This window comes from Piscirickettsia salmonis LF-89 = ATCC VR-1361, from assembly GCF_000297215.2.
Taxonomy (GTDB): domain Bacteria; phylum Pseudomonadota; class Gammaproteobacteria; order Piscirickettsiales; family Piscirickettsiaceae; genus Piscirickettsia; species Piscirickettsia salmonis.
Genome location: NZ_AMFF02000051.1, coordinates 29,576 through 41,472, shown reverse-complemented (window position 1 = coordinate 41,472; position 11,897 = coordinate 29,576). Strand labels below are relative to the sequence as shown.

Genomic DNA, 11,897 nt, shown 5'->3' with positions numbered 1-11,897 from the left:
TTGAACACCAGAAGAAGAGCGAGTTTGAATTATTGCTCACCTAATCATGTTTTTTTAGAGTATTTGATGGCGGCTTAGTATAGAGTAGTGTTGCACTTCAGATGACGGAGGGCGATAAATATTATATAAATTAATCAAAAAAATTTATATAAGCAATACAACCAGGCAGGGATATTAGGGTATTCAAATAAAACCAAATCAACAGTTTGACTTGGTCATAATCACAACAATCAAATAATCAAATAATCAAATAATCAAATAATCAAATAATCAAATAATCAAATAATCAAATAATCAAATAATCAGGTTACATGCCAGGTATAGCCCGCTCAGTACTAATATGCAATTCAGCTTGTGCCCCCGGTTGTGCGGCTTGTTGCGCACATGGCGTAAACATTTGATATTCTGCGGCAGCTGCATTCGCAGCATGGCTTATCTGATGCTGCACATTTGCTTTAGACAGGTTTTTCAATAACCGGCCTAACTCATTCAGATCGTCAACATCATCACCATACTCCGCTTTGGCCTCACGTTTTCTAAAAAAATCTCTTATTGAGAATATAGTTCCAAGAATACCATTTTTAAGCCCAGCAAATTTCGCAGGCGTTTCAGCATTGATACGCTCTGCAACTTTATTAAACTTCGCTTCAAGCTGCTTCCACCTCTGACTACCTACTGGCTCACCAGATTCTAACAGAAATTCAGCCTCATCCTGCAACTGTCTTAATGAATTATGATTGTTTTCGCGGACTTTCCTCGGCTTAGGGCTTGGTGCGACACCCTCATGAGGCTGATACTCAAACCGTGACTGCAAACGTGGATCTACCTCTGCACCGGGTGCTAAACCCAATGCGCAGGCTTCAAAATCTTTTCTTGTAATTTCAGACGCGCCCGCTGGCTTTAATTCAGCAACAATATCCTGATATTTAGCATGGCTCAACTCTTGATTGAGCACTGCTGTTATCTCATCCATTCTATCAGGACTATTATCATAATCTGTCGCAATAACTTTAGATAAGTCCTCAAGAGTCTCACTTTTATTTAAGAGTTGCTCCCTTAATACCTCCCCATGCTCTCTTGCAAGCTCAATAAGCCGGCGTTTTAGCTCTAGCCCCCCTTGCAAACTCGATAACGTTGGCATCTATAATCACTCCACTGAAAATACAATTACTTACTATTAACCATATAATATTTTCACTATAGTCATTATGATAAAGAACCTAAAATTTATAACTTCCATGTTAAGTCAATGTAAAAATCCAGTTCTATCTAACATCCTGCTTACCTGTCCTTTTGATATTAAATTGCCATAATATTGACTAAATCAGCACGCCAACACCGCCGGCACTGTCATTCTAGCCGCTTCATGTTGCGCCTCTGCACCTTGCACCTCTGCAACACGCTCACTACTACTCATATGCATAAAGCTATCTTGAAACAGATTACTACAGCACGATTTAGATTCATCGACACTCTGTTTTAAAAGCCCACAACTTTTGAACATCGCATATCTTGAGTGCTTATGGTATTTAGAGGGTCGATAATCTTCATAGCCCTTCTTAGCAAAAAGACAGTCTAAAGCTTCTTGCCTCACCGCACTGTGCTGTGCTTGTGGATGTTGTTTTAACCAATCAACAAAAGCCTCCGTTGCCTTTAAACCATCCTTACCAAGTAAGCTATCAAATATATACCGACCACCCGCAGCATCAGAAGCACGATGACAAATATAGCGGTCAGCAGCAGCCAATGCAGACAACACTGCGTTACTAATAATGTCATCAACTAACTCATACTTTTCTTTTAAATATTCTCGATGATGTTTATCATAGTGTGCACCCAAGTCTGCAGCATCAGGGTTAAATTCAAATCTAACTAAAACAGCTTTATGGTCACTAACCTCTTTCCCCTTAGAGTCTTTAACAGTAATTACTTTTGGGTCCTTAATGGTTTTTTCAATGCTCTGTGAAGTTCGTATCACCATATTATCTAAAGCCCCAGCATCGGCTACTTCACGCTTCTTTTTAAAGCGAGTTTCGCTCTCACCTCTCGTTTCATGATGAGTAAGCTCATCTAACCTGGGAGCAAAATAACCTTTATCCCTACTAAAATGTGGAACATCTCCTCTAGAAAGAGGATCGTAATTGGCAATTAAATCGCTTGGACTCTCTGGTTTTAATTGACAGCGTTTACCATGAATAGAGCCCTCCTGAATAGCATCCTTTGATAAACGCTCATTATGATCACCGACAAATATAATCGTATCAAGCTCTTCACCACCAATAGCCAAATTAAACTGCGCCACTTCTTTTTTGCGCTGCTCTTGACTATTAGAGTCTAAGTGACAAGCAATAACCCCAACCCTTCTTTCTTTACCGTCCTCACCTTTAATCCTAAGTACTGCATACACCCCCCCTTTATTTATACTTTCTTTATCACGCACATTTCCAGGAGGTGTAATAAGATCAATAGACACTCTGTCAGCAATGCGCGGGTTTATAAGAATCCCCAGAGCCGTTTCAGAAGGTTTTACATAATTTTTTATATTTTTTGGCTTAGTATTAACATTCATGTGGCCTTGATATAGCTCTTCAAATGGAACACCATCTTGGTTACGCAGTCGCCCAGCCAATCGCGTTGATAAATGTTTACACAAACCCTTCGTTGTTTTAGCCTCTTGAGTGCTAAAAATAACAATATCAGGAATTTCCCCGTCAGCAGTTACTTCACCGGCTAATTGATCCATGCATGCCCCATCAGCTTGCTTGTTTCCCACATTCCATGTAAGTGTTAAAATTTTAGGCATACGCCCTCCTTAAGGAATTATTAAATTAAAATTAAAAGATAATTACCAAACATAAATAAATTAAGATATATAATATTTTAATTAAATTAACATTAAAAAAACATCAATAACATATAGAAAATGCTTAAAATTAGCTGTGCATGTAAATTAAAACAACATTAACAAATTTGTTTTTAATTAAGGTTTTAATTAGGACAATAAATACAACTTTAGCTCTTACAATAACTTTAAGATTACCTTAGAAAAACATTAAAAATAACTAAGTTCTCTCCATATTATAAATACAGGTAACTCACTAGGATAAGATTAAAGTTATTATTTTAAGGTTTAGTAATATGCCAGGAAAATTAACAGTAGAAGCATTAACAGTACATGTAGAACAATTAATACCATACTCTAAAGAAGCGTTTATCCCGGATCAACATTTTAACTTTAGGGGCATGCTAGATGGCATAAAGGTCGACTATGAACCGCTTAATAGGGGGCAATGGGACACCCTACAAGCACAGCTTTATCAAACTGCTAGAGTTGCAGCAGGCCTTGAGCAAGAAGAACCAGCTGAAAGAAAAAGGCAAAAAATTCAGTCACTTTTTGATCAATTTAATCAGCTTCAAGAGCAAGCCAAACAGGCTGAACGTGCAAGAGAGAGAGATTATACCGACAGCTCTTCTAGCGATAGCGGAATGCTGGCCCAAGACTCAAGACCGCCCCTCGATAGCACAGATAGTACATCAAAAGAACAAACATTAATGGGAAACTTATCACACTACCTTGATCATTTACATAAAAAGCATCAAAAAAGTGTGCTTCAAAGTGCAGAGGAGGATATGGCTCACAGTTTAGCAAATGCAAGCCCACAGCTTGCTAGCATGCTTCAAGATGACCATGATGATCCATTTACTGAAGTGGAACCTGCTACACCTTTTACAAGCTTCCAAAAGGTAGCAATTTTATCTGGCTTTAACAAGACTCACCTTACTACCGGACAATGGCAAGCATTAGACCAGCAAGCTAATGCTGCTGCTAGAGATTTAACCGGTGATAATAAACCAACTAAGCTAATACAACTATTATTTTCATTTAGAGAATTTTCTGCTGATTCAGAAGTAGCAACCACTCAACAAAGTGGATTAGGCCTCGCACTAGAAAGAGATTCAGCAGCTAGAGCCTTGCGAGGTGATATGTTAGACCGAACACACTCACACCCAAGACAGTTCACTTCTGGGTATAGTAGTGATGATGATGACGAGATGGGCAGTACTAGAAGAGGGCTACGCCGCCAGTCTAGAAAAAGAAGGCCAAGTCCACTTGCACAAGCCACTCGTCCAACCCTCACTGAATCAAGTGCCGCACCGCCTCCACAAAAAAGGCGTCGCCTAAATGCTGTTGATTTGACAAAAACTGGTCAAAGTCCACGGACAGCTTCAGCAACCGTAGCCGATTGGTCTACTCCATCCCTTTTACCAGGAAATCCAGCAAGCCCTCAGCCTCAAACAACAGCAGCAGCACAACAACCTGCCCCTACTCCAGCTCAAGATGGAGAACAAGGAGAACCATCACCAGGACCAAGAGGACCAAGCTCAGCAGCACCTGCTCCACAACAAAATACAGGTGCTCAACTACAAGCCCCCTTAGTTCACCTAGATGGTGGCTTCTTAGATCAAGTTAATCAGCGCTTTCAAGGACTCACCGGAAAAAGCACAATAACCTGTGAATTTGCCGATAATCAAAGTAAATTAATCGCCAAAGAGCCCGACGGTAAAGAGATCGCACGTGTTGATGTTACACCAAGTGCCGATGGCTTATCTATTCAACACCATGGCACAGAACCTTCACGCCAACTCGCCGCTTCTGCTGCAGTCGCAGCGCTAACAGCTACTCCAGGTGCGAAAATAAAAGTAGAATCTACCGGAGGCAAGCTTAGCGATAAAGAGATAAAAGCCGAATACAAAACACTTCTCAATGCAGGTGCTACTCATGATCAACTTGATTTAAGTGATCTGCCATCTAAACTACAGACTGAAATTCAGCAATTGCAACCTCAGCAGCCCCAGCAGCCCCAGCAACAAAGAGAAACCCAGTTTGCTGTCAAACCACCAAAGCCACCAAAAGACCCTCTGCGACCTTTTGAAGCACAAGCTGCTAAAGCAGCCGCTCAAGGAGCTGAAGCAGCAGGACTAGTCACAGGCACAGATGCTGATTTTGATCATGGCGGTGCTCTACAGCACCCTATCTAGTAGCCTCAATAGCCTCTAACTTATAACAGTCCACAGTAGTTAGAGGCTTCTTTATTATGGTTAGGATGAATTTGCTAAGCGATTAACGCCTAAACAGTTCATCCCACACAGCTGCAAAAATAACAATCGTTCCTAAAATTACAAACGCACCAACAAAAAGTGCAATAATACCCAGGCCAATCCACTCAAGAGTATGAATAATTGAGTCAATACTGAGTACAAATTTAGTCAGTCCACCACCTGCAAAGGAAATAATTAAGCAACCAAGTACTGAGACGACAGCTAAAGAAATAACAGCAGCTTTTTTCAAATCATTTCTCTATCTAAATTAATATTTATCATGCTGTTGATTATATTTTATACACTATTTTTTAAAGTTAATTTTTTAAAATTAGTTTATTTTTAATGATTTTATCAAATAAAATAAAAGAAAAAAATACAAGAAGTAACCCTGCGACAACATCCATAATATAATGCCAACCTAGTAGCACCGTTGCTAGCCATAATAAACTATTTAAAAGCAATAGCGGCACAAGAAAATATATTTTTTTTCTAAATAGTAACGTCAATAACGCAGACCAGATGACATGAAATGATGGAAAGCTAATTAACCCTCCGCTAGACACAGTTGGACAAATTTTCTGATGAAGTTGTTTAAATTTTAATGCTAAATCTATTTGACTATCGATAAGATATTTATGGTTTAAAACACTGGCAGGAGATGCTGTCGGCCAAAAATAATACATTAAGCAACCTATAATATTTAAAAAGCATAATTTAACTAAAAAAGATTCAAGCTCTAATCTATCAATAAAACAACAAGCAAGTACTGGTAAAAAAACAATTTGATACGTTAATGACTCATACGCCCAATTCAATATTTTTAAATATATAGCATGCTGATGGATAGAAGCAAGCCATTGATCTTGATTAAAGCCCATCAACAAGTCTATTTTATGTAAGTCAACATCAATAGGTGGAAAGGGTGAAAACTGTACATTGCAAGAGATTATCATGGCCATAATACTCAAAAAATACAGCGCAATAAATTTAAAAACAAACCCCGCTTTTGGCAAAGAGCGATACAGCGTTGCTGAAAGAATAAGCAATAAAAATATCAGTAATACTAACACCCCATTATTTATATTTATTGGATTACCATTGCCAATATAGTGGGTATAATTATCGTTAATAAATACAAATAAAAAAGATAAAAGCATCAGCATTAGAGATAAGCCAATAGATAATTTATCAAAAATATTGAACGCTGTACCAGCTTCTTGGCCAAAACCACCTATCTTTAATAAATCAAATTTTAAACCTACTTCCATAACTGCTGATACCATTCTTTTAATGTCATTCCTAAATAGCCGCACTTGATTTGAGTCAACCAAAAATGATACTTAAAAAATAGTGCAAAACAAACGAGCGAGCCTGCAGCACCAACAATTGCGGTCATATATGACTTATGGAAAACCAATAGTATTGTATACGTTAAAATAGCCACAAAAAATATAAAATAAAATACTGCTAATATTAAAAAAGCTTTCCTTGCAGTTGCAATTTTACTTTCTGACATACCAGAAGACTCAATAGGAATTTTTTCATTTTCTTTTATATCTTTTTGGGTAGCAAGAGTTTTTTTATAAATAGAAAAAACAAATTTATAACTTTCTTTTAGAAAAGGCAGTGAAAATGACTTACTTAAAAATGACATAAACCGTTTAATCATAAACCTATCTCACATATTTATCTATATGAATGTCTTTATTTCCAGAAGCAACCATTTCCTCAATTATATCAACAATAATCAAAGCGATAATAAAAAATACGTCCTCAGTCACATCAAAAAAAATATATTCACCATCCTGACCTTCTAATCTTTTTTTTCTATAACTAAATTCATCATTAAATAAAAATTTATATGTCAGCTTCGCTTTTTTTAGAATTAACTCTATAATTGGCTTAGTAATTGACAGTACATCTTTATAGTTAATTCTTTTCTCATTATAAAAAAAATTATACCCTTCATATAAATTCATTACCCTATTCAAAATAGTTTCATGATTCATATTAGTTACTCCCTTTCACCTGAACAATTTGAGAAATACCCATTAAACTATCCTTAGAATCATCATTTCTTTGTACTAATACCGTCCACACTAAATTTTGTGTATCCTTCGAGTTACCCTTTTGATAAGTGATCGTCACAGGCACCTGTAAGCGCCAACTGTAAACTCCACTAACAATACCCTTCTGAATAACAACCGGAGCATCCGTAACTACCGCTCTAGAAACATATTGACCACTTTTTATCTTTCCAATAATATTTTTAAAGGCTTTTAAATATTGTCCCCAACCATATTGGGTAAAATACTGTCTTTTACCTTCAGTCTGATTTCTATAATTTAAAAAATCCAATGTATTGATATTAACCACCGCATTAGACAACCAGTTAATAACATATGCATCATTTTCTACTGGATTAGCTAATGACTGTAATGTAATCAAACGACCACTATCAGTAACAGCAAAATAACTAGGCTTAGGTTTAGTAGTTAATGAAATTATTAAAAATATCAAAATAATTAAATTAATCATTATTGAAATTAATAATATTAATGCAACTCTTCTAAAGTTATCACGGTAAAAATCATTTCTAAGCTTTACTTCATTTAATGCTTGCGAACCCAACTCTACACCCCTTAAATAAGCAAAGACCAACAGAGTTTAAATAATGTATTTAGTCCTTAGGGTACATAAAAATAGCCCATCATGTTACCAACACCTTAATTAGAATACTGCCTTTTTAAGTTAAATTAATGTAAAAAATTACATTAAAATAATCTTAAAATAAAAAAGATAATATAGTTTAAAGTAAGTTACATCAACTTAAATTAAAAAAATTAAAGTAGGGGGTATAAATTATATGTTTATAAAAAATAAAATTTTTTAAATAGCAGAGCAGATAAAAAATATAATATATTTTATTATCTTCATCATTAACTACTACATTAACGCCAATGTTAAATAACAACTGGCGCTAATAGCAACAAATTATAAGTGATTACATAAGTCCAGATATTTTAACACTTATCATCTACTACATCTGGTTGTGAAGGATCTTTTGGCCCCTTAATACAAAAAGTTGAGCCACTTTCACTAATCTTAAGATATTGGCTTAACGTACTCGCTTGACTGTAATAAGTTCGACTACTCACTGAGCCTGCATTCATATGAATCTTGCCTTTAATAGACGCCTGGATATAAGGTGCGGCATAAAACATGGCATGAAACTTATAGTAATGATATCCAACATAACAACTAGCAAAAGAAGCATCCATTTCTTCATATACTTGAACGGAGTCATCTGCATCTAACACATAGTTTTTCAACCCATCCATTGAATACCTTTCATCACTACTACCATGGCTAGGATACATACAATCAAAGCTATCAAAATAAAGCATAACCTTTGCCTTTGTATTATTTGTTATTGTCATCGTTCTGCCATGCGAAGCAAACAAAGTACTACAGAAAGAAAGTGACAAAGCAATTGCTAAAGCTTTACTTAGGCTAGACATAAATCAATCCTTCTTTATTTACAAAAATTAAATAATTAATAATATCACTCTCCCATCATGCCGCCGCCTTCTTCCCTGGCAAAGCTTCCTGCAGCACCTCCAGCCTTTTGTGCCACTTGAATATTTTGTGAATCTGCACTGACATCAGCTTGTGTTTTCTCTTTCTCACCTTGGATATTTTTCTCTGCACCACTACTCATTGACGAGCCTGCTTGACCTGCAGCATTTTCAGCTTTACCTTGTAACTGTTGAATGTCATCCGCACCGGCACGATGATTTGAAGATGCACCAATCCAATCAAAAACTTTATCTGGAATGAGATAGATCACTGAAAAGCATTTATTAAATGCAATCATCATAAAGGACGAATAAATAAAAATTAGAAAACAAGAGACAATACCTTGGACAATACTTGATGATGAGAAGTTACTTAATAATAAAGAAGCGACAAGGTGAAACCCTTGTGCAGAATAAGTAATCAATACATAAGTTAATGCCATAGCAGAGATCACACCGATCACCATTAGTACTGGTCTAAAAATAATATTCAATGCAATTTTAATGCCTGCAGTACCATGCCCTAATATTTCATGCCCTTCAGGGTAAACTAAAGCTAAAGCAACCAATGGCGTCGCAACTAAGCCTTCTAAAATACTTAACACCCAGACAATCGTGCCAGCCCAAAATAAAAAATAAGGAATTAATGGCATCATCACAATAAAGGTAATTGCCGCAGTAAATAAAGAACCCAGTATCATCATTGCCAGAGGTAACCAAGCTAACGACACCGAAAGCTGCCCCATTTGTGAAGCCATGTACAACTGCACTGAGGTTTGACCCAAAATAGCCGTAACCTCACCAACACTACTGATAGCGCTAGAGCCAAATACCGCTCCAATACCTGAGGCAACACCTGCACCAATTGAATAATCATTGATTATATTTTTGGCACCTGCTTCAATGGATTTAAACTTTGCTTGATAATTATCAAGAATGCTCGTAAAACTATCAAGAACCATCTGTACAACATCAGCACCCGTTTGCTGAGCTTGCATAATTTTACTAAATAAATCATCAGTAGGCATACCCAGCTGATAAAACTCATCCATCATACTAGTAACATTCAATCCGGCCCCTTCAGTACCATTACCGGCTAAATTACCAAAAATTTTATCTATTACTGCATAAACCGGCACCGAAGTAGTATCATTTGTTTGATATACGCCATTGGCGATCAAAAAGCTAAATAGATTATTTAAGAAAGTGACTTCATTTGGTGATTTTTCTAAAGGTTGACTTATTGAAGATGCAGACATTAAATTAAACAAGTAAACAAAAGGCAGCTGAAGATCATCCGGCAAAGCCAGAAGATTTGTATACAGTGTATTTGTCGCTTCACACTGAGCTTGATTGCTCTCATCTCCATTTTGAGAGCAATCAACACTTGCAGTTGAGCTATAAACCGCACGAGATACCATTGTTTTCCAGTCAGTTGTAAATAAATTCATCCCATCTGGAACCGTACTTGTTTGCGAAACGATGCCAGCAGATTCGCTAAATTTTTCCCCTTCATTACTAGAAACATCATCAGACGCATATTGCGTATCACCAGAACTATCTTGATATGCAGGTACTGAACCATCAACTACAGGATAAAACTGTACTGACATTGGTACATTATAATGCACTGTTGATGATATATTCATATTCGGATAAGACAATTCTGCATCTAATTTATCCTTAATAAGTTCTAGGTTATAGTTCATTATTTTATCAACAGCCAAATAACTTTCACCGCCTATCCACCAGCTATTGATATAGCTTTTAAATGGATGATCAGGATCTGAATTATCACTTAGGCCATAGGTTTGACCAGATTCTTCTAATTCTAAACACTCTAAATAACGCAAGCTTAAAGTGCCAGCACTACCATCATCTGAGCTGATTAGATAATTTTTACATTTATCATAATAACTTTCGCCATCTGATGATGTTGAGCTATCTGTATTTTCAGCAATACCTTGAGCTGCATTTGCTTGTGAATCAGCAACAGAATTAAGTAAGTTATTATTTAGTTTATCAAGATAAGCATTTAGGTTTTTATTCGCGTCATCAATATTGTCATTATATAAGTTATCAATAATATCGTTCGTATATTCACTGGCTTCTTTAGAGTACGAGTTCTCACTTCCCGAGGTATAATTTGGATTAGAGAAGTTAAAAGCAATATTACCATTCGCCTCAACATAAATGGTATTATCCGAACTGCCATCACTAGAGTCTGAAAAAGTATCACCTAAAGATGATTTAAAAACAATTTGCTGACTATAACCATCTACCGGGAAAGTATAATAATAATTATATGATGTTGACGATTGATTACCTAATAACATCGTCATCGAGTTAATACACTGTTGACTAAATAATGCACTAGTTAAGTTTGGATAGTCCGGATGTGCTATTGTCATACCACCATAGTTATAAGGCGACTCATAAAATAGATTCATCGCATAAGCAAAATCACTAAAAGCGGATACCGCATCATCCCCTTGACATAAGCCATTTACCGATGAAATTAAATTAGGCATATCAATAGACGGCAAGGTTGATTCAGTATCTAAACAAAAAGTAGGTACGCCATCAACATTATAAAATTTATTCGAGGAATTACTCGGATCACATTGATAGCTAGTGCCACTATCAGAATTGACAATACTATTTGCAGGTAAACTATCAGTTTGCAAACCTAAATCATCTGCAACCTTCTGAATAGAACCATAAAGCACGCCTTTGCTCACATCAACTTTCACATCATTTAATAAACTGATTGGCACTGCAGGAATTGCCGTGTGATCCAGACCGACTCCTAACTTATTCCAAACATGATTAGCGAGGTGTACACCAACCAAAACACCATACAGTAACACCAATTGGATAAAGCAAAATCCATACTTAATTGGCACAACCGCGATAGGCCCAAAAACACCACGTAGTGGCGCCCATAACGATGACCAGTTACGCCCTAAAAACTCACCTTGATGTGCGGTATTTAAAGTCCCAACAAATAGAACCACTGAATAAACTGCAAATAGAACACTCATTAACCCTGTATTAAAGGCAGATATAGCATAATGAATGATTGTTGTATCTTTACCTAAATCTGTTGTTCCTGTTCCAGATACCCAATAAATAACATTACCAAATATCTGAAAAAGAAAATAAACAGATTGATCATCTAAAGGACCTGGTACTACAAATGACATAGTGTTTTCC

At 36.4% G+C, this 11,897-nt stretch carries 10 protein-coding genes; 1 reads left to right on the top strand and 9 read right to left on the bottom strand.

The features are described from left to right. Nucleotides 1-307 precede the first annotated feature (307 nt). Nucleotides 308-1,141 (bottom strand): hypothetical protein, encoded by an 834-nt coding sequence (locus C200_RS05280; RefSeq protein ID WP_016209674.1) that lies wholly within the window; start codon nucleotides 1,139-1,141, stop codon nucleotides 308-310. Between the two features lie 183 nt (nucleotides 1,142-1,324). Continuing rightward, nucleotides 1,325-2,803, bottom strand: coding sequence for a nuclease (locus tag C200_RS05275; RefSeq protein WP_032126406.1), 1,479 nt, complete (start codon nucleotides 2,801-2,803; stop codon nucleotides 1,325-1,327). A gap of 335 nt (nucleotides 2,804-3,138) precedes the next feature. Between C200_RS05275 and C200_RS05270 the strand changes: the two genes are divergently transcribed. Continuing rightward, on the top strand, nucleotides 3,139-5,040 hold the full coding sequence (locus tag C200_RS05270) for a hypothetical protein (RefSeq protein ID WP_016209683.1): 1,902 nt from the start codon (nucleotides 3,139-3,141) through the stop codon (nucleotides 5,038-5,040). 82 nt (nucleotides 5,041-5,122) lie between these two features. Here C200_RS05270 and C200_RS05265 read toward each other — a convergent pair whose 3' ends face one another. The 7 genes from C200_RS05265 to C200_RS05235 form a co-directional block, all read right to left on the bottom strand. Then, a complete protein-coding gene (locus C200_RS05265) occupies nucleotides 5,123-5,350 on the bottom strand; it encodes a hypothetical protein (protein ID WP_016209671.1) in 228 nt (75 codons plus the stop codon). 67 nt (nucleotides 5,351-5,417) lie between these two features. Continuing rightward, on the bottom strand, nucleotides 5,418-6,371 hold the full coding sequence (locus tag C200_RS05260) for a phosphatase PAP2 family protein (protein ID WP_016209669.1): 954 nt from the start codon (nucleotides 6,369-6,371) through the stop codon (nucleotides 5,418-5,420). Beyond that, complete coding sequence (locus tag C200_RS05255) at nucleotides 6,362-6,772, bottom strand: hypothetical protein (protein ID WP_032126407.1); 411 nt, start codon at nucleotides 6,770-6,772, stop codon at nucleotides 6,362-6,364. Before C200_RS05255 ends, C200_RS05260 begins: the two co-directional genes overlap by 10 nt. Nucleotides 6,773-6,776: 4 nt before the next feature. Continuing rightward, entirely contained in the window at nucleotides 6,777-7,112 is a 336-nt protein-coding gene (locus C200_RS05250) for a hypothetical protein (protein WP_016209685.1), read from the bottom strand. Between the two features lies 1 nt (nucleotide 7,113). Further along, nucleotides 7,114-7,734, bottom strand: coding sequence for a type IVB secretion system apparatus protein IcmL/DotI (locus C200_RS05245; protein ID WP_168183137.1), 621 nt, complete (start codon nucleotides 7,732-7,734; stop codon nucleotides 7,114-7,116). 392 nt (nucleotides 7,735-8,126) lie between these two features. Then, nucleotides 8,127-8,624, bottom strand: a complete 498-nt coding sequence (locus C200_RS05240; RefSeq protein WP_016209686.1) for a hypothetical protein — start codon at nucleotides 8,622-8,624, stop codon at nucleotides 8,127-8,129. A 44-nt stretch (nucleotides 8,625-8,668) separates the two neighbouring features. Continuing rightward, on the bottom strand, nucleotides 8,669-11,887 hold the full coding sequence (locus C200_RS05235; protein WP_016209678.1) for a DotA/TraY family protein: 3,219 nt from the start codon (nucleotides 11,885-11,887) through the stop codon (nucleotides 8,669-8,671). Nucleotides 11,888-11,897 lie beyond the last annotated feature (10 nt).

Bases quoted from the DNA above. Each gene is read 5' to 3' on its own strand.
- C200_RS05270 (WP_016209683.1), top strand. From the start codon at position 3,139: ATGCCAGGAAAATTAACAGTAGAAGCATTAACAGTACATGTAGAACAA.
- C200_RS05235 (WP_016209678.1), bottom strand. From the start codon at position 11,887: ATGTCATTTGTAGTACCAGGTCCTTTAGATGATCAATCTGTTTATTTT.
- C200_RS05260 (WP_016209669.1), bottom strand. From the start codon at position 6,371: ATGGAAGTAGGTTTAAAATTTGATTTATTAAAGATAGGTGGTTTTGGC.
- C200_RS05275 (WP_032126406.1), bottom strand. From the start codon at position 2,803: ATGCCTAAAATTTTAACACTTACATGGAATGTGGGAAACAAGCAAGCT.
- C200_RS05250 (WP_016209685.1), bottom strand. From the start codon at position 7,112: ATGAATCATGAAACTATTTTGAATAGGGTAATGAATTTATATGAAGGG.
- C200_RS05255 (WP_032126407.1), bottom strand. From the start codon at position 6,772: ATGATTAAACGGTTTATGTCATTTTTAAGTAAGTCATTTTCACTGCCT.
- C200_RS05240 (WP_016209686.1), bottom strand. From the start codon at position 8,624: ATGTCTAGCCTAAGTAAAGCTTTAGCAATTGCTTTGTCACTTTCTTTC.
- C200_RS05280 (WP_016209674.1), bottom strand. From the start codon at position 1,141: ATGCCAACGTTATCGAGTTTGCAAGGGGGGCTAGAGCTAAAACGCCGG.